This is a genomic window from Bradyrhizobium sp. Cp5.3 (genome assembly GCF_000426265.1).
Taxonomy (GTDB): Bacteria; Pseudomonadota; Alphaproteobacteria; order Rhizobiales; family Xanthobacteraceae; genus Bradyrhizobium; species Bradyrhizobium neotropicale.
Map to the genome: position 1 here is coordinate 454,477 of NZ_AUFA01000003.1, position 24,546 is coordinate 479,022.

General features: G+C 64.8%; 24 protein-coding genes. 11 read left to right on the forward strand and 13 right to left on the reverse strand.

Annotated elements, in window-relative coordinates; all coding sequences use genetic code 11:
- Nucleotides 1-10 precede the first annotated feature (10 nt).
- On the forward strand, nucleotides 11-202 hold the full coding sequence (locus K289_RS0107535; RefSeq protein WP_027550938.1) for a hypothetical protein: 192 nt from the start codon (nucleotides 11-13) through the stop codon (nucleotides 200-202).
- Nucleotides 203-452: 250 nt separating this feature from the next.
- The gene (locus K289_RS0107540) at nucleotides 453-782 is read left to right on the forward strand and encodes a DUF1476 domain-containing protein (protein ID WP_035684179.1); all 330 of its coding nucleotides are present in this window, start codon (nucleotides 453-455) and stop codon (nucleotides 780-782) included.
- A gap of 25 nt (nucleotides 783-807) precedes the next feature.
- Here the strand turns inward: K289_RS0107540 and K289_RS0107545 are convergent, their stop codons facing one another.
- Entirely contained in the window at nucleotides 808-1,386 is a 579-nt protein-coding gene (locus tag K289_RS0107545) for a TIGR00645 family protein (protein WP_027550940.1), read from the reverse strand.
- A gap of 197 nt (nucleotides 1,387-1,583) precedes the next feature.
- Between K289_RS0107545 and K289_RS0107550 the strand changes: the two genes are divergently transcribed.
- A complete protein-coding gene (locus tag K289_RS0107550; protein WP_027550941.1) occupies nucleotides 1,584-1,847 on the forward strand; it encodes a hypothetical protein in 264 nt (87 codons plus the stop codon).
- Between the two features lie 38 nt (nucleotides 1,848-1,885).
- Here the strand turns inward: K289_RS0107550 and K289_RS52840 are convergent, their stop codons facing one another.
- Nucleotides 1,886-2,008, reverse strand: a complete 123-nt coding sequence (locus tag K289_RS52840) for a hypothetical protein (RefSeq protein WP_256379991.1) — start codon at nucleotides 2,006-2,008, stop codon at nucleotides 1,886-1,888.
- Between the two features lie 804 nt (nucleotides 2,009-2,812).
- On the opposite strand from K289_RS52840, the gene K289_RS0107570 reads away from it, so the two are divergent.
- On the forward strand, nucleotides 2,813-3,733 hold the full coding sequence (locus tag K289_RS0107570; protein WP_027550942.1) for a septal ring lytic transglycosylase RlpA family protein: 921 nt from the start codon (nucleotides 2,813-2,815) through the stop codon (nucleotides 3,731-3,733).
- Here the strand turns inward: K289_RS0107570 and K289_RS0107575 are convergent.
- Complete coding sequence (locus K289_RS0107575) at nucleotides 3,727-4,683, reverse strand: alpha/beta fold hydrolase (protein WP_027550943.1); 957 nt, start codon at nucleotides 4,681-4,683, stop codon at nucleotides 3,727-3,729. The genes K289_RS0107570 and K289_RS0107575 overlap by 7 nt on opposite strands.
- Nucleotides 4,684-4,836: 153 nt before the next feature.
- On the opposite strand from K289_RS0107575, the gene K289_RS0107580 reads away from it, so the two are divergent.
- From K289_RS0107580 to K289_RS0107605, 6 genes are read left to right on the forward strand one after another with little or no spacing between them, the layout of a single operon-like run.
- The gene (locus tag K289_RS0107580) at nucleotides 4,837-6,099 is read left to right on the forward strand and encodes a D-alanyl-D-alanine carboxypeptidase family protein (protein ID WP_027550944.1); all 1,263 of its coding nucleotides are present in this window, start codon (nucleotides 4,837-4,839) and stop codon (nucleotides 6,097-6,099) included.
- A gap of 2 nt (nucleotides 6,100-6,101) precedes the next feature.
- Nucleotides 6,102-6,788: a dTMP kinase gene (gene tmk / locus K289_RS0107585; protein WP_027550945.1), complete on the forward strand. Its 687-nt coding sequence runs from the start codon at nucleotides 6,102-6,104 to the stop codon at nucleotides 6,786-6,788.
- The gene (locus K289_RS0107590; RefSeq protein ID WP_027550946.1) at nucleotides 6,785-7,831 is read left to right on the forward strand and encodes a DNA polymerase III subunit delta'; all 1,047 of its coding nucleotides are present in this window, start codon (nucleotides 6,785-6,787) and stop codon (nucleotides 7,829-7,831) included. The genes tmk and K289_RS0107590 overlap by 4 nt, the downstream gene beginning before the upstream one ends.
- A gap of 47 nt (nucleotides 7,832-7,878) precedes the next feature.
- A complete protein-coding gene (gene metG, locus K289_RS0107595; protein WP_084788566.1) occupies nucleotides 7,879-9,831 on the forward strand; it encodes a methionine--tRNA ligase in 1,953 nt (650 codons plus the stop codon).
- A gap of 14 nt (nucleotides 9,832-9,845) precedes the next feature.
- Complete coding sequence (locus K289_RS0107600) at nucleotides 9,846-10,622, forward strand: TatD family hydrolase (protein WP_027550948.1); 777 nt, start codon at nucleotides 9,846-9,848, stop codon at nucleotides 10,620-10,622.
- 13 nt (nucleotides 10,623-10,635) lie between these two features.
- Entirely contained in the window at nucleotides 10,636-11,433 is a 798-nt protein-coding gene (locus K289_RS0107605; RefSeq protein ID WP_027550949.1) for an MBL fold metallo-hydrolase, read from the forward strand.
- A gap of 6 nt (nucleotides 11,434-11,439) precedes the next feature.
- Here the strand turns inward: K289_RS0107605 and K289_RS44030 are convergent, their stop codons facing one another.
- The 10 genes from K289_RS44030 to K289_RS0107655 form a co-directional block, all read right to left on the reverse strand.
- Nucleotides 11,440-12,810, reverse strand: a complete 1,371-nt coding sequence (locus K289_RS44030; RefSeq protein WP_156917843.1) for an autotransporter outer membrane beta-barrel domain-containing protein — start codon at nucleotides 12,808-12,810, stop codon at nucleotides 11,440-11,442.
- Between the two features lie 256 nt (nucleotides 12,811-13,066).
- A complete protein-coding gene (locus K289_RS0107615) occupies nucleotides 13,067-14,716 on the reverse strand; it encodes an acyl-CoA synthetase (RefSeq protein WP_027550950.1) in 1,650 nt (549 codons plus the stop codon).
- A gap of 22 nt (nucleotides 14,717-14,738) precedes the next feature.
- Nucleotides 14,739-16,628 (reverse strand): TRAP transporter large permease subunit, encoded by a 1,890-nt coding sequence (locus tag K289_RS0107620; RefSeq protein WP_027550951.1) that lies wholly within the window; start codon nucleotides 16,626-16,628, stop codon nucleotides 14,739-14,741.
- Between the two features lie 15 nt (nucleotides 16,629-16,643).
- The gene (locus K289_RS0107625) at nucleotides 16,644-17,663 is read right to left on the reverse strand and encodes a TRAP transporter substrate-binding protein (protein ID WP_027550952.1); all 1,020 of its coding nucleotides are present in this window, start codon (nucleotides 17,661-17,663) and stop codon (nucleotides 16,644-16,646) included.
- A 354-nt stretch (nucleotides 17,664-18,017) separates the two neighbouring features.
- The gene (locus K289_RS0107630) at nucleotides 18,018-19,256 is read right to left on the reverse strand and encodes an efflux RND transporter periplasmic adaptor subunit (RefSeq protein ID WP_027550953.1); all 1,239 of its coding nucleotides are present in this window, start codon (nucleotides 19,254-19,256) and stop codon (nucleotides 18,018-18,020) included.
- Between the two features lie 2 nt (nucleotides 19,257-19,258).
- On the reverse strand, nucleotides 19,259-21,622 hold the full coding sequence (locus K289_RS0107635) for an ABC transporter permease (RefSeq protein WP_027550954.1): 2,364 nt from the start codon (nucleotides 21,620-21,622) through the stop codon (nucleotides 19,259-19,261).
- Between the two features lie 4 nt (nucleotides 21,623-21,626).
- Nucleotides 21,627-22,334, reverse strand: a complete 708-nt coding sequence (locus K289_RS0107640; protein ID WP_027550955.1) for an ABC transporter ATP-binding protein — start codon at nucleotides 22,332-22,334, stop codon at nucleotides 21,627-21,629.
- Nucleotides 22,335-22,381: 47 nt separating this feature from the next.
- Nucleotides 22,382-23,056, reverse strand: coding sequence for an isoprenylcysteine carboxylmethyltransferase family protein (locus K289_RS0107645; protein WP_027550956.1), 675 nt, complete (start codon nucleotides 23,054-23,056; stop codon nucleotides 22,382-22,384).
- Nucleotides 23,056-23,310: a DUF2933 domain-containing protein gene (locus K289_RS0107650; protein WP_027550957.1), complete on the reverse strand. Its 255-nt coding sequence runs from the start codon at nucleotides 23,308-23,310 to the stop codon at nucleotides 23,056-23,058. The genes K289_RS0107645 and K289_RS0107650 overlap by 1 nt, the downstream gene beginning before the upstream one ends.
- A gap of 113 nt (nucleotides 23,311-23,423) precedes the next feature.
- Nucleotides 23,424-24,083, reverse strand: coding sequence for a Spy/CpxP family protein refolding chaperone (locus K289_RS0107655; protein ID WP_027550958.1), 660 nt, complete (start codon nucleotides 24,081-24,083; stop codon nucleotides 23,424-23,426).
- Nucleotides 24,084-24,262: 179 nt separating this feature from the next.
- Between K289_RS0107655 and K289_RS0107660 the strand changes: the two genes are divergently transcribed.
- Nucleotides 24,263-24,514, forward strand: a complete 252-nt coding sequence (locus K289_RS0107660) for a hypothetical protein (RefSeq protein ID WP_027550959.1) — start codon at nucleotides 24,263-24,265, stop codon at nucleotides 24,512-24,514.
- Nucleotides 24,515-24,546: the final 32 nt, after the last annotated feature.

Below are 24,546 nucleotides of genomic sequence, written 5' to 3' on the forward strand. Positions count from 1 at the left end.
TTGTCTCGGCATGACCGAGAACGTTTCCTTCCGACGCAAACCCTTGACCCCTGAACAGCGTCAGGCGCGCGATGCGGCCCGGCGTCAGGAGGCGGAGAAAGCCATGCGCGACCATGAGGCCGCGCAGAAGGCGTTCCATGCCAATCGCGAACGGCTGAAGGCCGAACGGCTCGCGCGCGAAGCGGCTGCGGCCAAGGATTGATGGCCAAGGACTGATGGCCAAGGATTGATCCGCGCAGATCTCGCCCATCACAACTCTTCCGAAAGGCAGCCGTCGCCTCGAGCGCCCGTTGCCTTTCGCCGTGCGCGCAAGGCAAGCTCGAGCGAGTGGACGGCGGAGGCTTGACGGCGCTCGGTTTCCGGGAGGATGATTCAAACAATCCCGATTGACGAGAACCACGGAGACGATCCGCTTCCACTCTCTTCACCGGCGCAACGCAATGGAGCTGAGAATGACTACGTTCGACAAGCGCGAGCAGGGTTTTGAGGCCAAATTCGCCCACGACGAGGAGCTCATGTTCAAGGCCACGGCCCGGTCCAACAAGCTGCTCGGCCTGTGGGCCGCGGGGCAGCTCGAGCTCACGGGGGATGCGGCGGCGAGCTATGCGACCGCGCTGGTGACCGCGAGCCTGGAGAACCGGTCGGTCGACGAGACCTTGCGCAAGGTGTCGGACGATCTAGCCGGCAAGGGCATATTGCCCGAACAGGTCGCGCAGAAGATGAGGGAATGCCTGCATCAAGCGCTGGCGCAGCTCGAAGCCCTGCCGAGCGACCAGCGCTAGCGATCAGCGGCCCCTGGCCGGCGGCTCACTCCGCGTGCCTGCGCACGCCACTGTCGCTGAGCTTGTCGACGAAGGCGATGCCAATCGCCGAGGCTATGAAGGTGATGTGGATCAGCACCTGCCACATCACGCCCTTCTCGGTGAAGCCGGCGCGGTCCGAGCCGAGATTGCCGGCCTCGATGAAGGTGCGCAGCAGCGCGATCGAGGAGATGCCGATGATGGCCATCGCGAGCTTGATCTTGAGCACGCTCGCATTGACATGGCCGAGCCATTCCGGCTCGTCGGGATGGCCGGCAAGGTCGAGCCGGGACACGAAGGTCTCGTAGCCGCCGACGATCACCATCACCAGCAGGTTCGAGATCATCACGACGTCGATCAGCGCGAGCACGCTCATCATGATCTGCTGCTCGGTGAGGTCGAGGGCGTGCCAGGACAGATGCCAGAGCTCCTTGACGAACAGCGCGATGTAGACGCATTGCGCGATGATCAGCCCAAGATAGAGCGGCAATTGCAGCCAGCGCGAGCCGAAGATGACCATCGGCAGTGCGCGCAGGCGCGGCGAGGGCGGGTGGGGTCCGGTCCTGGTCTCAGGCTCAACCAACATTCGGGCAATATCCACGCAGTCTCTGATCCCTCCCCATCTAACCCGACAAGATGGCCGGCGGAAGACGCCGCGCTTGCAGGCCGCTCCCTGCAGATCGCGCGGCCGCATGCTATCCTGCCGAAACGGTCGTCGCGTGATGGCCTTGGGGCGGAGGTTGAGTGGTGTCCGGCAGTCTTCTTGGCAGAACTTTCGGCAGGATCGTCAGCACGACCGGCCTGGTCCTTGCGGTCCTTGGCGCCGGCATGACCGGAGGGTCGGCGATGCCGCTGACGCCGTTTCGCTACGAGGGGCAGGCGCAGCGCCATTGTCCCGGCGACAAGGTGGTGTGGCTGGATTTCAGGAAGGGCGTCTACTACGCCAAGGGCCAGAAGCGTTACGGCCAGGGATTCGATGGCAGCTTTGTCTGCCTGAACGAGGTCCGCGGTAGCTCCTATCGCCGTTCGCTGCTGGGCTTGCGCTGAGCGGCGCGCCGCCAATCAGGAAAGAGCGGGGTGTTATTTCAGCCAGGCAGCTTCACCGGCACGTGCGGGGAGGTGCTGACGATCCGGGGACTTCCGTCGGGATAGGTGCGGCTGCCGCGGATCAGCGATTCCAGGACGATCATGAATTTCTCTGCAAGCATTTTCGTCACCCTCGTTGGTGATGGCCTCTTGAAATTAAGTCGAGGCGTCGGTTGCGAAAATTCAATCAACTAAAAGGGAGCCCGACAATCCGGGACAACCCACGCTTTGCTGCGACGCGATACGCTTGGATCAAGCCGAATGAATTGGGGTGGGGTCAGCCGAAGGCCAGCGCCACGAGGCTCGAGCACAGCAGCACCAGGCCGCCAGCGGTCAATGCCAGGAAACCATCGGATACGAAGTCATGGTTGCGCATGGGACACCTGCCGCTCTTGTCTTCGATGCTCCGCCGGATTGATTAAAAATGTCCGAACGTGCCGTCGTGGAAAAAGAGGTGATGCGTGTCGCCGCGCGGGCGCCCTCAGGCGCGCGTGCGGTAACCTTCAAACGCATGGGCCAGGAAGATGCCTGCGCTCACCAGACCCATCAGTGCCGAAACCGTCTCGATCATCGTCAGATTCCAATCCGCCCCTGCACCCGAGAGAACGCATGCAGCCTTGCACAGTCAAAAGAATTCCGGTGAGCACCGCGACAATGGGGGTGGAGTGAGGATTCGGCGCAACAGACTGTCCGGGCCTGGTACAGCGAAACGGGTCCGCGTTCCGTAGTCCAACGGAGAGAAACGAACTTTCAGTTTACCATCTTGGTGCGACGAGCGCGGGCTCCCCATTTCCGCCGTGTTCCGGTTGCGATATCGTCGTGACGTCCGACGCGGTGGTGGGCCGCGCTGGATAAACCCCGGCAGAAGGCCTGTCCGCAATCAAGGCGGGTTGGGCACGCGTCCGGCGAAATGGTATTTGGGGCGAATGGGGATCCGGTCAGATTCGGTAGTACGGGCCGCGCGCGGTGTTGCTGCGGCTGCGATCTGTCTTGCGCTCGCCAATTGTGCCTCGTCGGGCAAATTCGCCAGCCGTGTCGATCCGAAATACGGCGTCTCCTCCAGCCCCCGGGTTGTTGCCTGGGGCGAACCGGTCCCAAAGGGCGGCGGCACCTACCGTGTCGGCAAGCCTTATGTCGTGGCAGGCCGGACCTACGTGCCTGAAGAGGACGTCAACTACCGCGCCGAAGGCCAGGCCTCCTGGTACGGCGATGACTTCCATGGCCGCCTGACCGCCAATGGCGAGGTGTTCGACATGGGCTCGCTGACGGCGGCGCATCCGACCCTGCCGATGCCGTCCTACGCGCGGGTGACCAATCTTTCGAACGGCAAGTCGCTGATCGTCCGCGTCAATGACCGCGGGCCCTATCACGGCAACCGGCTCATCGACGTCTCGAACAAGGCCGCCGAACTGCTTGAATTCAAAGGCAACGGCGTCGCCAAGGTTCGCGTCGAATATGTCGGCCGGGCGCCCCTGGAAGGCTCCGACGACCGCCAGCTGATGGCGACCCTGCGCACCGGCATTCCGGCGCCGTCGCCCTCGATGGTCCGGGTCGCCTCGGCAAAACCGTTCGTGCCCGAGCTGCCGTCGTCGACCCGCGGTGCCATCCGCGGCGAGGTCCCGATGCCGGAGGGGCGGCCCTATAGTCTCGGAAGCGCCTCCGCCGATGTCGCCTCGATTAACGCAACCTCGGAAATGTCGGCCTCGAGCCGCAGCCGCGGCCGGGCGCCCCAGAACACCCGGCAGGTGTCGTATGACGAGGACGGTCGCTACGCCAATGATGGCGGCTCGGTCTCCGATGGGGCCGCGGAAGCCCGCAGCATTCTGACCGGCCGCGGCCTCTACTGAGCCGCGCTCTCCTTCAGGAATGTCACCAGCGCAGCGTTCACCTCGTCGGGCCGCTCCTGCTGCACCCAGTGGCCGGCGCCATCGATGATCAGCTTCCGCGTGAGGTTCGGCAGCACCCGCTCCAGCTCGTTGACGCGCTTGGCTCCGATCAGGCCGGTGATGACGGCGTCCCGCGAGCCTGCGATGAAGAGGGACGGCTGATGGATCTGTGCATCTTGCCAGGGCGCCGTGAGCTCCCAGTTGCGGTCGATGTTGCGATACCAGTTCAGTCCGCCGCGGAAGCCGGACTTGCGGAAGGTCTCGGTGAAATAGGCGAGGTCGGTTTCGGATAGCCAGGCGGGCAGCGGCTCCTCGGTGGTTGCATGGCCGAGAAAGCCCTTGCCCTCCTGCACGAACATGGCCGCGGTGGGATCGGCAAGTCCGCGTCCGCCGAGCACGATGCGCATGGTGCGAGCGACGTCGCGCTCGAGCTCGGCCTCGGCGACGCCGGGCGTCTGGAAATATTGCCAATAGAAGTTGGTGACGCCGCCCTGGCGCAGCAGGTCGAGCGGCTTGCCACGGCCGCGGAACGGCGGCGGCACGCTGAGGCCCGCGACCGCCGTGAAGATATCGGGACGGAATAGCGCCGCGTGCCAGGCGACCGGCGCGCCCCAGTCGTGGCCGACGACCATGGCTTTGGTTTCGCCGAGCGCCTGCACCAGGCCGACCACGTCGCCGACCGTATCGAAGATCGAATAGGCTGAGACCTCGGATGGCGCCGCGCTCTGGCCGTAGCCGCGCATGTCGGGCGCAACGACGTGGAAGCCGGCGGCTGCGAGCGCCGGGATCTGGTGGCGCCAGGAGTAGGAGAGTTCGGGCCAGCCATGGCAAAGCACCACCAGCGGTCCCTGGCCCTGCTCACGGATGAAGAGCTCGATCCCGTTGGCCTTGATGACGCGGGTGGAAGACATCGCTTTTCCGCCTTGTTTCAGGGGTTTGGTCGAAAATCATGAGGTTCCACGATAGGGGCGTGGAAAGAATCGTGCAATCTCCGGGGTGAGCGACCATCCTCGTGTTGTTCGCACCGGTTCCAACTGTTAGAACGCCGCTCTCAGGGCTTCGCCATGGCATTTCGTATTTCTTTGCCGCGTCCAAGCCGGCCCACGGCCGGGACGCTGGCGCGTGGCCTGATCGCGACGCTTCTCGTTGTGAGCGTCGGCTGGAGTGGAGTGCTCTACGCCGCCAACCAGAGCGTTCAGGGTGCCAAGAAAACGGAAGATTCCGGCTTCGACGGCGATGCGCCCACGGCGATCCTGATCGAAGCCTCCAGCGGCAGCGTGCTGTTCGAGAAGAACGCCGACGAGCTGCGCGCGCCCTCCAGCATGATGAAACTGATGACCGCGGAGGTCGTCTTCAATGCCGTCAAGAAGGGCGACATCAAGCTGACCGACGAATATCGGATCAGCGAGAATGCCTGGCGCAGGGGCGGCGCGCCGTCCGGCGGCTCGACCATGTTCGCCGCCATCAACAGCAAGGTTTCGGTGGATGATCTTCTGCATGGCGCGATCATCCAGAGCGGCAATGACGCGTGCATCGCGCTCGCCGAAGGCATCGCCGGCAATGAGCGCCTTTTCGCCGCCGACTTCATGACCAAGCGCGCCCGCGAGCTCGGCCTGACCAGATCGACCTTCGGCAACTCCAACGGCTTGCCCGACCCCGGCAACAAGATGACGGTGCGTGAGCTCGGCATCCTCGCCCGCCACATCATCCTGGATTACCCGGAATTCTACAAACTGTTCGGCGAGAAGGAGTTCACCTGGAACAAGATCCGCCAGCCGAACCGCAATCCTCTGCTGAATTCAATGGAAGGCGCCGACGGCCTGAAAACCGGCTACACCAAGGAAGGGGGCTACGGCATGGTCGGCTCGGCCGTGCAGAATGGCACGCGGCTGATCGTCGTCGTCAACGGGTTGGAAGACCCCGAGGACCGCGCCACCGAAGCCAAGAAGATGCTGGAATGGGGCTTCCGCAATTTCGAGACCCGCGTGCTGATCGCGGCCGACCAGCCGGTCGGCTACGCCAAGGTGTTCGGCGGAGAGAGCCGCTCCGTCAAGCTCGTCGCCAAGGAGCCCGTGAAGGTGATGGTGCACAAGAACGGGAACGACAAGCTGATCGCGCGCATCGTCTATAGCGGCCCGGTGCGTGCGCCGATCCAGGAGGGCCAGCCGGTGGGCGTGGTACGGGTCTGGCGCAGCGGCAGCATCGCGGTGGAGACGCCGGTCTATGCCGCAGAGGCGATCGGCACCGGCTCGACCATGCGCCGCGCGATCGACGGCGCCAGCGAACTCGTGATCGGCGCCTTCCGCGCAGGCGCCGAGAAGCTCTGATCATGACCGAGATCACGGCACAGCGCCCGTCCGGACGCGGACGCTTCATCACCTTTGAAGGCGGAGAGGGGGCGGGCAAGTCGACCCAGATCAAGAAGCTCGCCGACCGGCTGAAGGCGGCCAAGCTCCGCATCGTCGTCACGCGCGAGCCGGGCGGCTCACCTGGCGCCGAGATCATGCGCCATCTCGTGCTCTCCGGTATGGGCAAGCTGCTCGGGCCCGAGGCCGAGACGCTGCTGTTTGCCGCCGCGCGCGACGACCATGTCCGCACCCGGATCCAGCCCGCGCTCAACCAGGGTGCTTGGGTCCTGTGCGACCGCTTCGCCGACTCGACGCGGGCCTATCAGGGCAGCGTCGGCAGCGTGCCGGCCGGGCTGATCAACGCGATGGAGCGGGTCACGATCGGCGATCTCAGGCCGGACCTCACCTTCATTCTCGACCTGCCCGTCGAGATCGGCTTGCAGCGTGCTGCCGCACGTCGCGGCAAGGGGGCGCCGGACCGGTTCGAGGGTGAAAACCTCAGGTTCCATCAAGGCCTGCGCGACGCCTATCGCAGGATCGCGGCGGAAGAACCCGCGCGCTGCGTGCTGATCGACGCCAACGCCGATGTCGACACGGTCGCCGGACGCATCTGGACCGCGCTGCGCGAGCGCCTGCTTCCCACGCCAGCATCGGCGGTTTCGATATGAGCCAGCGCCAGGCCGAGCGCGGGGCCGCCATTGCGCATCCGCGCGAGAACAGCCGTCTGTTCGGCCATCACGAGGCCGAGCTGGCGCTGCTCACCGCCTATCGCAGCGGGCGCATCCCGCATGCCTGGCTGATCGGCGGGCCACAAGGGATTGGCAAGGCGACGCTGGCCTACCGGATGGCGCGCTTCGTGCTCGCCCACGGCCAGCCGCTTGCGCCGGCCGTGCAGCGTTCCGAGAGTCTGGCGCTCGATCCCGACGACCCCGTGGCGCGGCAGATCGCCGCCGGCTCGCATGGCGGCCTGTTGACGCTGGAGCGCACCGCCAACGATCGCGGCGTGATGCGCACCGTGATCACGGTGGACGAGACGCGTGAGACCATCGCGTTCTTCGGCTCGACGGCTGCGGCGGAAGGCTGGCGCGTCTGTATCGTCGACACCGTCGACGAGCTCAATCCGAACGCGGCGAATGCGCTTTTGAAAATTCTCGAGGAGCCGCCGCAGCAATCGCTGTTCTTGCTCGTGAGCCACGCGCCCGCGCGGGTGCTGGCGACGATCCAGTCGCGATGCCGCAAGCTGCGCCTGCGTCCGCTCGCAACCGACGAGGTGATCAGCGCCGCGGCAGCCGCCGCCGACATTGAGCCGAGCGACCCGGCGCTGCGCGAGGCGGCGGAGGCCTCCGAGGGCAGCGTCGCGCGGGCGTTGACGCTTCTCGGCGGCGATGCGCTCAAGCTGCAGCAGCGCACGGCCGCGCTGCTCGCGCGCCTGCCGCAGGTCGATCCGCGCGAATTGCACACGCTCGGCGATTCCCTCGGCACCAGCGACCGCGTCGCGCTCGCCGCCTTTATCGACGGCATCGATCGCTGGATCGCCGAGCGCCTGCATGCGGACGAAGCCTGCGCCAACCAGAACCTGCCGCGCCTTGCGCGCCTTGCGGAGGTATGGGAAAAGATCGTCCGCGCCGCGCGCGACACCGAAACCTACAATCTGGAGCGAAAGCCCTTGGTTTTCTCGGTGTTCGGCTGGCTGGCGGACGCAACGCGCTAGGCGCAGGTTCGTTTCCAAATTTTGAGAAGCCGGTAAAGGAATTCGTGGTGGCAACGCGAGCTAAGAAAACCGTCAAAGCCAAGAGCGGCAAGAAGGCTGCGAAGAAAGCCGCCAAGAAGGCGACGAAGGCGCGTGCGCGCAAGGCTGCCAAAAAGACCAAGAAGGCAGCCGCCAAGAAGGGCGTGAAAAAGACGACGAAGGCGGCAAAGAAGACCGGCAAGAAAGCAGCCAAGAAGCAGGTCGTCGCCAAGAAGGCTTCGAAGAAGAAGGCTGCCAAGGCACAGGCTAAGACACAGGCCAAGGCTCCGGCGAAGAAGGCGGTCAAAAGGGTGAGGGTGGCTGCGCCGCCCGTCGCGTCGGCTCCCGTCGCTCCGCCGAAGGCTGTGAAGCCGAAGGCGCCGCGCGCGCCGAAGGCTGCTGCTGTTCCGCAGACCGCCGCGCCCGTTGCCGCATCTGCGCGCAACAACGCATTCTACATCACGACGGCGATCGCCTATCCCAACGGCAACCCGCATATCGGTCACGCCTATGAAGCGATTTCGGCAGACGTGCTCGCGCGCTTTGCGCGGCTCGACGGCAAGGACGTGTTCTTCCTGACCGGCACCGACGAGCACGGTCTGAAGATGATCCAGACCGCGCAGAACGAAGGTCTCACTCCCTCCGCGCTCGCCACCCGCAACGCCGGCCGCTTCAAGGAAATGGACGAGCGCCTGAACGTGTCGTTCGACCGCTTTATCCGCACCACCGAAGCGCAGCATCATGACTCCAGCAAGGAGATCTGGCGGCGCATGGCCGCCAATGGCGACATCTACGCCGACACTTATTCCGGCTGGTACTCGGTGCGGGATGAGGCCTATTACGCTGAGGACGAGACGCGCCTCAACGATGACGGCGTGCGCCTTGGTCCCCAGGGCACGCCGGTCGAGTGGGTTGAGGAGAAGAGCTACTTCTTCCGCCTGTCGGCCTATCAGGACAGGCTGCTGAAGCTCTACGAGGAGCATCCCGACTTCATTGGCCCGGACGCGCGCCGCAACGAGGTGACGAGCTTCGTCAGAAGCGGCCTGCGCGATCTCTCGATCTCGCGCACCACGTTCGACTGGGGCGTGAAGGTCCCTGATGACGAAGAGCACGTGATGTATGTCTGGGTCGACGCGCTCACCAACTACATCACCGGCGTCGGTTTCCCCGACGAGAGCGACGGTAATTGGCGCTATTGGCCGGCCGATGTGCACATCATCGGCAAGGACATCATCCGCTTCCACGCAGTCTACTGGCCGGCGTTCCTGATGTCGGCCGGCATTCCGGTGCCGAAGCGCGTCTATGCCCACGGATTCCTGTTCAACAAGGGTGAGAAGATGTCGAAGTCGGTCGGCAACGTCGTCGACCCCTTCAACCTCGCGGATCAGTATGGCGTCGACCAGATGCGCTATTTCTTCCTGCGCGAGGTGCCGTTCGGCCAGGACGGCAACTACAACCACGAAGCCATCGTCGCGCGCATCAATGCCGATCTCGCCAACGATCTCGGCAATCTCGCGCAGCGCTCGCTGTCGATGATTGCCAAGCAATTGGGCGGTGTGCTGCCCGAGCCCGGCGAGTTCAGCGATAACGACAAGGCGATCCTCGGAATGGCTGATGGCATGATCGCAGCTAGCCGCGAGGCGATGGCGAGCCAGCAGATACATCACTGGCTCAACGCCGTGTGGGCCGTGGTCGCGGAAGCCAACCGCTACTTCGCGGGCGAGGCGCCTTGGGCGCTCGCCAAGACCGATCCTGCGCGGCAGAAGACGGTGCTGTATGTGACGGCGGAAGTGGTCCGCCAGATCGCGATCCTGGCCCAGCCGGCGATGCCGACCGCCTCGGGATTGCTGCTCGACAGCCTCGGTATCCCGAAAGGAGAGCGCAACTTTGCCATGCTGGGCGGTGAGAAGCGGATCGCGGCCGGCTCGACGCTGCCGGCGCCGACGCCGGCGTTCCCGCGCTACATCGAGCCGGCGGCCTAAGGGGCGCTCGCACGATGCTGGTCGATAGCCACTGCCATCTGGATTTTCCGGACTTTTCGGAGGATCTCGACGGGATCGTGTCGCGCGCGCGTGCGGCCGGCATCAAGCGCATGGTGACGATCTCGACGCGGGTGCGGCGGCTGACCGAATTGCTTGCGATCGCCGAGCGGTATGACGACGTCTACTGCTCGGTCGGCACCCATCCGCACAATGCGGATGACGAAGACGGTATCGCGCCGGACGAACTCATCGCGCTGACACAGCATCCCAAGGTCGTCGCGCTCGGGGAGGCCGGGCTGGATTATTTCTACCACAACGGCTCACCGGAGGCGCAGGCGAGGGGCTTTCGCGCGCATATCGCAGCAGCGCGCGCAACCGGCCTGCCGCTCGTGATTCACACCCGCGAGGCGGACGAGGATTGCGGCCGGATCCTGGAAGAAGAAGTCGCGAAGGGATCGTTTCGCGCTGTGCTGCATTGTTACACGGGTGGGCGCGAACTGGCGATGAAGGCGGTTTCGCTCGGGCTCTACATCGGCTTCACGGGCATCCTGACCTTCAAGAAGTCAGAGGCTCTGCGCGCGCTCGCAGCCGAACTGCCGTCCGATCGTATTATGGTTGAAACAGACTCTCCCTATCTTGCGCCCGGCAAGTTTCGGGGCAAACGCAACGAGCCGGCCTATGTGGTGGAGGTCGCAAAGGTACTCGCCGAAACGCGCGGCGTGTCGCTCGAGGAAATCTCCCGCCAGACCACCGAAAACTTCTTCCGCCTGTTCTCCAAGGTGAAAGCGTAAGACCAGGAGCCGCATGACACTGACGCTGACGATCCTGGGCTGCGGCTCCTCCGCCGGCGTGCCGCGCCCGGCCCTCGGCTGGGGCGCCTGCGATCCCAACAACCCGAAGAACCGTCGGCGCCGCTGCTCGCTGATGGTCGAGCACACCGCCGACCACGGCACCACGCGCATCGTGATCGACACCTCACCTGACCTGCGCGAGCAACTGATCGATGCCAATGTCGATCACATCGATGCGGTGTTCTTGACGCATGAGCATGCCGACCAGACCCACGGCATGGATGATTTGCGTTCGGTCGTGCTGCACATGCGCCGGCGCATTCCGACCTATTTCAATCAGTCGACCGCCAAGGACATCATGGCGCGGTTTTCCTACTGCTTCATCTCGCCTGAAGGCAGTGACTATCCGCCAATCCTGACCCGGCATTCCATCGAAGCCGGAGAAAGCCAGACCATTTTGGGGAAGGGCGGTGCGGTCACGCTCTCGGCCTTCATCGTGCAGCACGGCCAGATCCCGGCGCTCGGCTATCGCATCGGCAACGCCGCCTACACGCCCGACCTCAACGACATCCCGCGGGAAAGCTGGGGCGCGCTGGAAGGTCTCGATCTCTGGATCGTCGACGGCTTGCGTTACACCACTCACACCAGCCATTTCAGCATCAATGACGCGCTGTCCTGGATCGAACGCTTCAAGCCGAAGCGCGCGGTCATCACCAACATGACGGCGGATGTCGACTACGAGGTGCTCAGGCACAAGCTGCCCGCGGGCGTCGTGCCCGCCCATGACGGAATGCGCCTGGAGACGCACTGAGCCTGCCTACCAGGCGTAGCGCAGCGCGGCCCTGCCGGTGTAGGAGCGCAGCAGGCTCGAGAGCTCGCTGTCGAAATTCGCCGCGGCGGACCAGCCATCGATCCCTCGCAGTTCGAACGCAACGCCCGCCAAGGCCGAGTCGGCCGCGCGCAGTGTGCCGCCGGTGAAGAAGCTCTGGCCCGGCAAGGCCCGGAATGTCGACGGCGTCGATTGCGTCGCGCTGACATCGTGCGCCCAGGCGAGCCGTCCTCGCAGGTTGATCGAGCTCCCCGCAAGCCCAAACGATGTGCTCGTGCGCAAGCCGAGCTCGGTACGGCCGTCGGTGAAGCTGCTGTCGCTGCCGGCCGCCGCTGCAAACCCACCTGCCGCATAGGCCGGCTGGCCGCCATTGCCGGGCAGGCGGAACGTCGTGACCTCCGCGGCCGCATAGGGCGTAACGCCGAGCCAGCGCGTGGCAAAACGATAGCCGCTCTCAATGCGGCCGGAATAAGCGTTGGCGTTGAGGGCCGCGTTGAGCTGGTCGGTCCCCGCTGGCGTCGCCGCATAGCCGTTGGTGATGGCCTGCCAGCCATAGGCCAGCGCGGTCGCAACATAGGCCGCTCCGACGGCGTGCCTGACGAAAGCGCCGGCCTGGAACAGATCGGATTGGCCGCTGGAATAATTATTGGCAAAGCCGGTGCCGCCGCCCGCGAGCGCAAATCCCATCCGCGTCTGCGGCGAGAGCGAATAGTCGGCGCCAACGACGGTGCCATAGCTCCGGTTGGCGGCGCCGGCGCCGCCGGTCGACACCTGTGATCCACTGAAGCCCGCTGCCCAGACGTTCCAGTGCGGAGCCGCGAGCGAGGGCTTGCCGTAGATCGCCTCATAGGCCTCGCGTCCGATGCCGCCATGCGTCTGGTCGTTGCCCACGGACGCATAGGCCGTAAGCTCCGCATCGAATTCGGCAGGCGTAGCGCCGCGGCCATCGATGGCGGGATCGAGCAGGGTCCGCGTGAACTGCGTCATCGCGAGGAAGGTGGCCTGCGCCTTCTCGGTCTGCGCGGCGCCGTCGGGGCGGCCGCCAAAGGCCTGTTGCATGCCGACGAACCTCGGCCCGCCGGCGGCGCCTTGCGGATCGGCGTTCCAGCCGTAGCCCGGCTGGATGCCGCCACCGCCGCTGCCATTGCCGAACCACGCGCCGGCGAAAGGCGGTTGCTGCGGGCCGCCGAACATCGCGGGACCGGCGAAATTGTTGAAGCCGTAGCCTACATTCGGGCCGGCGGGCCCAGGACTCTGCCCGCCCGCGAACGCGCCGAGCTCGCGCATGGTCTGCGCGCTGGCCGCGCCGGGCAGCAAGAGTCCAGCCGTCAATAGCAGCAGCGCCAGACGCGCACGCACGTCTGCGCTCACGACACCAACCGCATGAAACGCCCCAACCGCGCCGGTCGCCAGCCGCGAGCTCCGCGCGGCGAATCATCTGGAATCAGCGAATCCGACTGGTTGTGAGGGTAGGTTGGTCTCTAACGTTTTCCAACCTTTTCCGGTCGTGTCTTGATGTCGTCGGACGTGCACAATCGATTGCAGGCGAATCGCGAGCAGCACGAAGCGCCGCGTCAATCCGCGGCCTTAGGGGCGCATCCGTTTACAGGTCAGCTCAGGCCGAGATCGCCTTGGTCGATCCGACCTCGTTGCGCAGCAGGAATTTCTGGATCTTGCCGGTCGAGGTCTTCGGGATCGGTCCGAACACGACGGCCTTCGGCGTCTTGAAGCCGCTCATGTGAGTGCGGCAGAAGGCGATGATGTCGGCTTCGCTTGCGCTGGCGCCGTCCTTCAGCTCGACGAAGGCGCAGGGCACCTCGCCCCATTTCGGATCGGGTTTTGCCACCACCGCCGCGAACAGCACGGCCGGGTGCTTGTAGAGGATGTCCTCGACCTCGACGGAGGAGATGTTCTCGCCGCCGGAGATGATGATGTCCTTGGAGCGGTCCTTGATGATGACGTAGCCGTGCTCGTCGAGCACGCCGAGATCGCCGGTGTGAAGCCAGCCGCCTTCGAAGGCTTCCTTGGTGGCCTTCTCGTTCTTCAAGTATCCCTTCATCACGATGTTGCCGCGGAACATGACCTCGCCGATGGTCTCGCCATCGCGCGCCACCTCCTGCATGGTCTGCGGATTGATGACGGTGACGGCTTCCTCTAGCGGATAGGATACGCCCTGCCGGCGCTTCATGCTCGCGCGCGCGGGCGCGGGCAGTTCGTCCCAGCCGGGTTGCTCGGCGCAGACGGAAGCGGGGCCGTAGACCTCGGTCAAACCGTAGACGTGAGTGAGCTTGATGCCGATGCTCTCGGCACCCTCCAGCACAGCGACCGGCGGCGCAGCGCCGGCGATCAGGCCGACGACGCGGCGCGCGGCGTTGCCTTTGGGCGCATCGGGTGCGTTGATCAGCGTGTTGTAGACGATCGGCGCGCCGCACATGTGGGTGACGCCGTGCTGCTTGATCAGCTCGAAGATCTTGGTCGGTTCGACCTTGCGCAGGCAGACATTGATGCCGGCGGCCGCCGCGATCGTCCAGGGGAAGCACCAGCCGTTGCAGTGGAACATCGGCAGTGTCCAGAGATAGACCGGATGCTGGCCGAGATTGCCGGCGAGGATGTTGCTCACGGCGTTCAGATAGGCGCCGCGATGATGGGTGACGACGCCCTTGGGATTGCCCGTCGTGCCCGAGGTGTAGCTCAGCGCAATGGCGTCCCACTCGTCCCGCGGCAGGATCGCGGTGAAGTTCGGATCGCCTTCCGCAACGGCAGTTTCATAGTCGATCTCGCCGATCCGCTTGCCGCCCTTGAACGCGGCGTCGTCGACGTCGATCACGAGGGGCTTGGGCCCCGTCATCTGCGCCAGCGCGTCAGAGATCACGCCGGCAAATTCGGGATCGACCAGGATGATCTTGGCGCCGCCATGGTCGAGCTGGAACGCGATCGAGGGCGCATCGAGGCGGATGTTCAGCGCATTGAGCACCGCGCCGGTCATGGGCACCGCGAAGTGCACTTCGTTCATTGCCGGCACGTTCGGCAGCATCGCCGCGACGGTGTCGCCGACGCCGATGCCCTTGCCTGCAAGCCAGGAGGCAAAGCGCCGGCAGCGCTCGTAGGTCTGCGCCCAGGTAAAGCTGCGGCCTTCGTAGACTGTGCCGACGTGATCGGGATAGACGGCGGCGCTGCGCGCGAGGAAGCTCAGTGGCGTCAGCGGCACGTAATTGGCGGGAGTCTTGTCGAGGCCGAGATTGTACTGGTTCTGCCGGTCACTCATCGACACCCTCCTTCACGCCGCGTCAAAGGAATCCGATCGAAATCCAGGGGAAGATCGCGACGATGATCAATCCCACGAGCAGCGCCAGCAGGTAGCCCCAGATCGGCCTGATGCCTTCGGCCGGATCGACGCGTCCGATGGCGCAGGCGGCATAATAGCCGACGCCGAAGGGTGGGGCGAATAGCCCGATACCCATCGCCAGAATGATCACCATGGCATAGTGCACCTCGTGCACCCCGACGGCGCGGGCGATCGGAAACAGCAGCGGCCCGAACAGCACGATGGCGGGAATTCCCTCGAGCACGCTGCCGAGGATGGTGAAGGCCAGGATCGAGACGGCAATGAAGGAGGCCGAGCCGCCGGGCAGGCCGGTCATGGCTGAAGCCAGCGAGCGCGAGAAGCCGGATTGGGTCAGGCCCCAGGCCATGCCGGTGGCCGTGCCGATGATGAGAAGGATCGCGCCCGACAGCGCCGCGGTCTCGACCAGCATTGGGAACAGCCGCCGCCAGTCGAAGCGGCGGTAGATCAGGAGCCCGACCAGGACGCCATAGACGATGCCGATGGTGGAAACTTCCGTGGCCGTCGCGATGCCCTCGACCACGGCGTAACGGATCACGAAGGGCAGCGCGAGCGCGGGCAGGGCGATGATGAAGGTCTTGCCGATCTCGCCAGCCGTGGCGCGTTGGACGTGGCTCATGTCCTCATGGCGGTAGCGCCACCACACCAGCATGCAGAGTGTGACCGCCAAAACCCCGCCGGGCAGCAGGCCGCCCGTGAACAGCGCCGCGATCGAGACACCTGTCACCGAGCCGATGGTGATCAGCACGAGGCTCGGCGGAATGGTCTCAGTCTGCGCGCCGGTTGCCGCGAGCAGGGCGACGAGATCGCCGGGCTTGGCGCCGCGTTCCTTCATCTCGGGGAACAGCACGGGTGCAACCGCGGCCATGTCGGCGGCCTTGGCGCCGGAGATGCCGGAGACCAGGTACATGGCGCCGACCAGCACGTAGTGCAGGCCACCGCGGACATGGCCGAGCAGGCTGGCCAGGAACGCCACCATGGCCCGCGCCATGCCGGTCATCTCGATCAGGAGCCCCAGGAACACGAACAGCGGCACCGACAGCAGGATGAGGTGGCTCATGCCCTCGTCCATGCGGCCGACCAGCACCATCACCGGCGTGCGCGTGGTCAGCGCCAGATAGCCGAAGATCGCGAGCCCAAAGCCGAACGCAATGGGAACGCCGGCGAAGACGCAGAAGCCGGCAACGCCGACGAAGAAGATGACGAGGTTGAGGTTGCCGAGCGGCCGCAGATAAGGCTCGGCGAGCCAGAACAAACCGACGACAACGGCGACGGTCGCCACGGCCGCCAGCACCAGCCGAAAGTCCGGGGCCCGCAACAGTCGTAGCACCGCGAATGCCGCCATCAGGCAGATGCCAACCGGCAAGGCCACGGCGCGCCACATGTTCGAGATCTGCAGCGCCGGCGTGGTGATGAAGCTTTCCTCATAGGCGTAATCGTACGCCGGCCAGACGATCATCACGAGGAACGCCAGCGCGGCGGAGACCGCCACGAGATCGAGCCAGACGCGCATCGCAGGCCTTGCGCTCGCGACGATCGCGGTCATGCGCATGTGCTCGGAGCGGCGGAACGCCACCGCCGCGCCCAGCATCGCCAGCCACAGGAACAGGATCGAGGCGAGCTCGTCCGACCAGATCAGCGGCCGGTGCAGGCCGTAGCGCGCGACCACGCCGGCGAACAGGATGACGATCTCGGCGACGACCAGGATCGCCGCCGGGATCTCGACGACGAGGCCGAGCACGCGTTCCAGCAAAGCCAGCAACGAAGGTCGGCGAGGGGACTGCAACGTCACCTCGCCCGCCACTTCAGCCACCTCAGCCTCGAGATGAGCCATGACGGCTCCAACGCGTTACGACAGCTTGCCGACGGCCTTCTCCAGCAGCTCCCAGGCCTGCTCGCCATATTTGCCTTTCCACTCGGCATAGAAGCCGGCGGTGCGCAGCTTGTCGCGGAACGGCGCGACCGTGGGCTGATTGAAGGTCAGACCCTTGCCGGCGAGCTCCTGCTGGAGATTGGCGTTCAGCTTGGCGGTATCGGCACGCTCGTTCACGGCCGCGGCGTTGATGTGCTTGGCGACGATGGTGCGCACGTCCGCCGGCAGCTTTTCCCACGCGCGGCGGTTGGCCAGGAACCAGAAGCCGTCCCACATGTGGTTGGTCAGCGAGCAGTATTTCTGCACCTCGTAGAGCTTTGCGGTCGAGATGATCGCCAGCGGGTTCTCCTGGCCTTCGACCACCTTGGTCTGGAGCGCCGAATAGACCTCGCTGAAATTGATCGAAGCGGGCGCCGCATCGAACGCCTTAAACATCGAGGTCCACAGCGGCGACACCGGCACGCGGATCTTGAACCCCTTGAGGTCCTCCGGGCCGGTGATCGGCTTGGTCGACGACGTGGTCTGGCGGAAGCCATTGTCCCAGATCTTGTCCATGACCTCGAGGCCGGCCTTCTTGATCTCGCCGCGGACATAGGCGCCGAGATCGCCGTCCATAGCCTTCCAAACCGTGTCGTAGTCCGGGAAGGCGAAGCCGATGCCGTTGATCGAGGCCGCCGGAACCAGCGTGGCCAGGATCAGGCCCGACAGTGTGAAGAACTCGACGCCGCCGGACCGGATCTGGCTCAGCATGTCGGTGTCAGATCCGAGCTGGTTGTTCGGGAAGATCTGGAGGTCGAACTTGCCGTCGGTCTCGCTCTTGATCGCCGCCGCCATCTCCTTGGCGCGGACATTCATCGGATGCGAGTCAGGCAGGTTGTTGGCGTATTTGTAGGTGAACTCGGCGCTCTGGGCACGGGCCACATGGGGCGCGCCAATGCCGCCCAGGACCGCGGTGGCGGCAGAGGCCTTGAGAAGCGTGCGTCGGGAAAAGCTCATAGGGTTTGCTCCCTCAGGGAAACGTTTGTTGTTGTTCTGAGACGCAAACCTATACGGACGGAAGGCCATGAGGTCATCTGCGATCTCGCGAGGCTTCGCTTATTGCAGCCACACAGAGCCGCGGCAATATCGGCTTTCAGACGATGCAACGACCCGAACAGGGTCCGCTGCAAAAATGCCAAAGCAACCCCATGCAAAGTAGCGGCTCGGTGGCGGCGACGACCCGGATCGAATGCGCCATGGTAGGAATTCGACCTAAATATCTGATCTAATTATATATAAATATATTCCATAATATACCTTATGCGAATTCCAGATATGGGATCGAAGCTTGCGGCGGCCGCCCATCGACGATCAGCGCTCTTCCCGCCGCGCGATCCTGCTTCCGTCGGTGATCCGGTCGCTGGGATGCAACACGACCAGGTCTCCCGCTGCGAGCCCGGAGAGAACCTCGGCCGTCCGGTTGTTGCGATGGCCGATGCTCACCGGGACGCTTTTTGCGCGGCCGTTCTCGTCGGCAAAAACGGCCCATTGGTCGCCTTTTCGGAACAGAGCGCTCATTGGCACGGTCAGAGCATCCGGAGCGCTCCAGGTGGTCACGTGGACGATGACGCGGTAGTCGTGTCCTAGCGAAGCCCACGTCTCGGGCGGATCCGCGAAGTCGATGGTCACCCGGACGCGCTGCTCCTCGATCCCAAGCGCCGAAACCTTCAGGAAGCCGGCAGGGTCGACACGCACCACCCTGCCCTTGATCGGCTGCCCGCCCCAGCCGTCGATCCGGACGAGCGCGCCCACCTTGATTTGGACGGCGTCGGTCGAGAGCAGGTCAGCCACGACCTCCAGATCGAGCGGATTGCCGATGTCGACGAGCGCCGTTCCCGGCAGCACCGCCGCCTCGCTATCCTGGATGATCTTCAGCACCCGTCCGCTGGCCGGCGCGAGGACCCGGACGCAGCACGCCGGTTCCGACGACGGCGAGGCGTTGGCCGGGTCCATCAAGCGGGCGGCCAGGCTGGTACGCACCGCACGACGCATATCGATCTGAGCTTTGGCGCTCGCCAAGGCGGCCTCGTTGGTGGCCACGTCGAACTTCGCCTTGTCGAACGCCTGAGCCGAGATGGTCTGCGTCCGCGAGAGCGCCTGCGCCCGCTGGAACTCGGTCTTGGAAAAATCGAGCGCGGCCGCGATCCGCTGCACCTCGGCCTCCTGCTGCAAAATCGCGGCATCGGCAGCCATAACCTCGGCCTGAAGCTGGTCGCGAGAACGTACGTCGATGAAGCCCGGCAGCGTGGGCTGCATCAAAGCTATGACAGTCTGGTTGGCGACGACCTCGTCGCCAACGTGAAGCGATGGGCCCTGCTCGCCGAGCGGATGCGAAATCCTCAAGACCTTTCCTGCGATGGGTGCCGAGACGGTGTAGACGTGGCGCACGTGGGTCTTGCCGTCGTCATCCGCCGTGACTTCGATCGGCCCCTTCGCAACGGTCGCGAGATCGACGAGAACCGGCCGGGGCCAGGCGAACCAGGCCAGCCCTCCTGCGATCGCGGCCAGGGCCGCAGCACCGATGATACGCTTGGTCCAGTTGGCCGGCATGGCTAGTCTCGCGTCTTGAGGACTGCGACGAGGTCCAGTTTGTCGATACGTTCGCGGATGACCGCGGCTGAGGCGGCCGCCGCCAGCACCACCACGGACGTGGCGACGACATAGGTCGAATGCTCGACGACAAGGCGGACGCGCATCAGTTCGCCTGCCAAATTCGTCTTCATCACCCATGCGAGTCCGTAGCCCATCGCCCACCCGGGCGGCTGGGCGATCAGCGTCAGTATGGCGAGCTCGAGCAGCAGGATTCGCAGCACCTCGCCGCGCGTGAAACCGAGCACACGCAGGCTCGCCAATTCCCTCGCACGTTCGGACAGAGAGATCCGGGCGTTGTTGTAGACCACTCCGAACGCGATCACGGCGGCGAGCCCGGTGTAGATGCTCGCCATCGTGGTGACGAGCAGCGCGACGGTCTTGCGGAAGTTCACCAGCGACACCCTCTGCAGTGCCACGCCGCTGACCGTCGGCATGGACTTGACCGCCGCGTAGAAGTCCTCCTTCCGGTTCTCGTCGAGGCTCAGGTTGACACTGTTGACGACAGGCGCCTCGCGCATCAGGTTGCGGAGCGCCTCGATGTCCATCATCCCCCTGATACCGAAGTAGTCCTCGACAGTCGCCACGATCGGCATCGTCACGGTGCGGCGGGCGCCCTCCAACAGATCGACCTCGACGGCGTCGCCGGCTCCGACGCCGAGGATATGTCCGAGCATGCTGGAGATCGCGAGACCGGTCTCAGGCAGCGCAACCGGCCGAAGGTCGACGTCGATGATGCGCCTCAGATCGGCACCGGCAGGCCGGCCGCTGATCGTGATCCGCCGTTCGACGTTGCCATGGCGGATCCGGACGGGCACCTCGCGGAACGGCTCGGCAGCGAGAACGCCGGGAAGCCTGTTCACTTGCTCGACGACGTTCTCGACCCGCTTCTCGACGAAGCCCAGGGTCGCGTCCTGCCGGTCGGCGAGGAAATAGGTCACGTCGATCAGTTGCTCCATCGTGTCCCGGGTGAACAGCGACACGACCAGGATCGCGGTGGCTAGCGCCATTCCGAGCGCCGTGAATGCGGCCCGGACCGGGTGCCGCGCGATGTTGCGGACCATCATCAGCGTCGGTTGCGACACGATCTGGTCGAGCTGGATTATCGCCGGAAGCAGCCGCCGATAGACCGGCGGAGCCGGCGGCTGCATGGCGACGGCGGGTGGAAGCTTCACCACCTCCCGCAGAGCCCGCAGCGCACCGATCGCGGCGGCGGCCGCGCTGAGCGCACCGGCGGTGACGTACAGATCCGGCGCCTTCGCGAACACCAGGAACGGGAAGTGGAAGAAGTCGCCGAACAAGGCTGTGACGCGCAGCCCGAGCCACGTGCCGGCGATGCCGCCCAAGACTACTCCGATCACAACGATCAGGACGACGAACTTGAAATAGTGAAGCACGATGCTGCTATCAGAATAGCCCAGTGCCTTCAGGAGGCCGATCTGCTCGCGCTCGAGCGCGACCAGCCGGGTCAGGGTGAGATTGACCAGGAACGCGGCCACCAGCAGAAAGATCGGCGGCAGCGTGCGGCTCATGTTGTTGAGCATGTCGAGCTCATGGTCGAGCCAGGCGTGCGAGGTCTGGTCCTTCCGGCCGTGGGCCGCCTGCCCGCCGTACGGGTCGAGCAAACCATCGAGCCGCGAGATCACCTCGCGCTCGGATGCGCCGGGCTGCAGCTTGACCGACACCGCCGAGAAGGCGCCGTCGAGATCGTAGACGCCGGCGAGCGCCTTTTCCGACATCCAGACGATCGCGTAGCGCCGGTCATCCGGCATCAGGTCGCCTGGTCCGACCGTGTAGACGAACTCAGGTGAAAGCGCCGTGCCGACGATGACGAGCTCGCGCTTCTTTCCGTTCAGGACGGCCGAGAACCGCGCCCCCTCGGAAAAACCATGCGCTCGAGCGAACGGCTCGTTGACAACCACCTCCTCGGCCCGTCCCGCTTCGGGAAGTCGCCCGGAGCGCATGTAGAGCCGATTGAGGCGTGGCTCGGCGTTGTCGGGCAGCGAAACGAAATGCCCGCTGGCCGGCTCGGAGAAGCCGGGGACGTCGAGCAGCGCCGGCTTGGCGATGCGGGTGTCGACGGCCGCGACGCCCGGTATCTCCCCTATCCTATCGGCGAGCGCCTTGGGTGCGCGCTTCACCTGAGCGAACACGTCCCCGAAGCCGTAGCGTTCGTAGTACGCGATCCGCGTCTCTTCGAGGGAACGATGCGATCCGACGGCGAGCACCAGGGTGGCGACGCCACCTCCGACGACCAGCGCGACGGCAAGGACCTGTGCCCAGAGCCGCCTGACATCCCGAAACAGCTTGATATCGAGTGCGGTCATGCCGTCACCAGGTCAATTCGGCCGCTTCCCGCCGGCTTTCGTTCTCCCGGATCCTGGAGATCCTGCCGTCCGCGAAGAACAGCACTCTGTCCGCGACGTCCTGGATGCTGGCGTTGTGCGTGATGATGACGGTGGTGGTCCCGAGCTGCCGGTTGACCCCGAGCAGCGCCTCGATGACGCGGATGCCGGTCTTCGAGTCCAGCGCCCCGGTCGGCTCGTCGCACAGCAGCACCGCCGGGCGCTTTGCGATCGCGCGCGCGATGGCGACGCGCTGCTGCTCGCCGCCAGATAGCTGGGCGGGAAAGTGATGCATCCGCTCTTCGAGCCCGACCAGCGCGAGGGCGTCGGCGGGACGCATCGGGTCCTTGGCCACCTCGGTGACCAGCGCGACGTTTTCGTACGCGGTGAGGCTCGGCACCAGATTGTAGAATTGGAAGACGAAGCCGACATGGTCGCGGCGATACTTCGTCAATTCACGGTCATCGAGATCGGTCAGATCCAGGTCGCGGAAGAACAGCCTGCCGCTGGTCGGCCGGTCGAGGCCGCCCATGATGTTGAGCAACGTCGTCTTGCCGCTACCCGATGGCCCGAGCAGCACCACCACTTCCCTCTCGGCGATCTCCAGATCGACGTTGTTGAGGGCACGCACCATCACCTCGCCCGAGGCGTAGGTCTTGGTCAGTGCCTTGGCGGTGAAGACAGGCTCGCTCATCGACTTCCTTTCGAGCTAACCGTCCGACGGCATATGCTGCGCGTAGGTCAGCCGTGCCGATAGCCGCGGGAAGAGCCGTGACCGAACCGCCGCCCGAGATGGGGAATGAATGCCGGTACATCCGCGGCGTACTTCGTGTAGGCCTCGCCGAACTCTGACCTGGCGTCCCGCTCCTCGTCTCGCGCGAGTGTCACGTACATGATCGTAAGCACCGGAAACATCGCCAGCGTGAGGATGGTCGGCCACTGCAGCAGGAAGCCGAACATGACGAGGATGAAGCCGACATATTGCGGATGGCGCACATGGCTGTACGGACCAGTCGTGGCGAGGCTCCTTGTCTGCTGCGCGTCGTAGAGCACTCTCCATGCGGCAGAGATGAGAATGAATCCGGCGGCGATGAAGGCGAAGCTCAGAATGTGGAAGGGGCCCGCGCGTGGATTGGTCTTCCAGCCGAACATCATCTCGAGCAGATGGCCGGCATCATGGGAGAACCAGTCGACGTTCGGGTAATGCGACTGCAGCCAACCCGACATGAAATAGATCGTGAGCGGGAAGCCGTACATCTCCACGAACAGCGCCACCAGAAACGCGCTGAAGGCGCCGAACGAGCGCCAGTCCCGGGAGGTCTGCGGCTTGAAGAAGCTGTAGGCGAACAGAATGAAGACCGCCGAATTGACGACGACGAGGCTCCAGAGGCCGTAGGCGGGCGCGGAGTCGTGCATCACACGCTCCTTTGATCGTTCGGTCGACCGCCGCCGTGATGGTGGCCGTGTCCTCCATGCATGAAGACGTGCATCAGCGGACAGGCGAGGAGCGGCAGCCAGACCAGCAATCCGAGCACGTGGGCCCTTTGCTCAGTGAACAAGAGCGTGGCGGCGATGACCAGAAATCCCATCAGGACCAAGCCCGCCTTGGCTTTGGTGGACATGCCCTCTTGAGGGCGCTCTCGATACCCGGAATGGTCCTGCACCGACATTGGCGCGCTCCTGTGCTTTCTGGAAACATAGGCGCGCCGTTGCCATCGTTGTTGACCAAGATCAAGCGGCGACTTGGCCGCAAACCAGGGAGATCCCACCTGACCAATCGAGGTTATTGCGGCGACTTGCGGGCCGGCATTCCCATGCCCATCGTGCCCCCGCCCCGCATCCCCGACATCATCGGCATCATCCCCATTTGCGGCGCGAGCAGTTCGTCGGCGGTCTTCTTCTGCTCGTCGGAAAACGTCGCGACCAGAGTCGAGAGCGCCGACTTCATCGCCCGGGTTCCTTCCAGTCTCGCCACGAGCCACTTTTCCTGCAATGTAAGCTTTTCGACGAGGTCTGGAGACCCAGCGCTCTGCTGCGACATCATCGAACTGCGCATGTCTCCCAGCGTCTTGGCGTTGGTCCGCAGCGCGTCGGCAAACGCATTCCAAGCCGACTGCTGTGCGTCGGTTATCTTGAGCTCCGTCCGGAGGAACGCGATCCGGCCCTCCACACGATCGATGGTCTCCATGCCGCCCATTCCATCGCCGCCGGACTGCCGCATCATGCCCATCATCCGCATCATGTCCGACATCGGCATGTTGCCGCCCATCATGCCTTGCGAGGGCACCGCGCCGCGTGGCGTCTCAGATGGACTGGTCGGCTTGGCCGTGGGTTCCTCCTTCTGGTCGGGATGATGGGCCTGGTGGTCGGCAGGCGACTGAGCGAGACCAGGGTGGCTCAAGGTTGTAAGCAACAGCGCTGAAGCGAGAGTCCAAGTGCGCATCGGCGTTCTCCTGCGATTGATTGATCCAACAATGCCGATCTGAAGCGACTTCGGGTTGACGCAAGTCAACGAAGGGATACTCGCACGGAGCGCTGCGAAACGTTCGTTCGTTGAGCCGGCTCAATGCGAACACGGCGCGGTCGAGTCTATTCTGCGGGTCTTTCATCGGAGGACCGAACATGATCACGAAGAAGTTCCTGGCAGCCGTCGGCATTCTTTCGCTGTTGGCCGTTCCTGCGATGGCCCAGACCACCGACAAGGAAAAGAACGGCCATCATTACAGCGGAGGCCCGAAGACCGAGGTCCCGCACCACATGGGCAAGAAGGAGACGGTCGGCTCCTCGAAGGGCTCCACTTCGGCAGGCCACCACTACACTGGCGGCCCGAGCACGTCTGCTCCCCATCACATGGGCGAAAAGAAGGATCAGTGATGTCCCCCCGCTCCGCAACGACGGCACGGGCC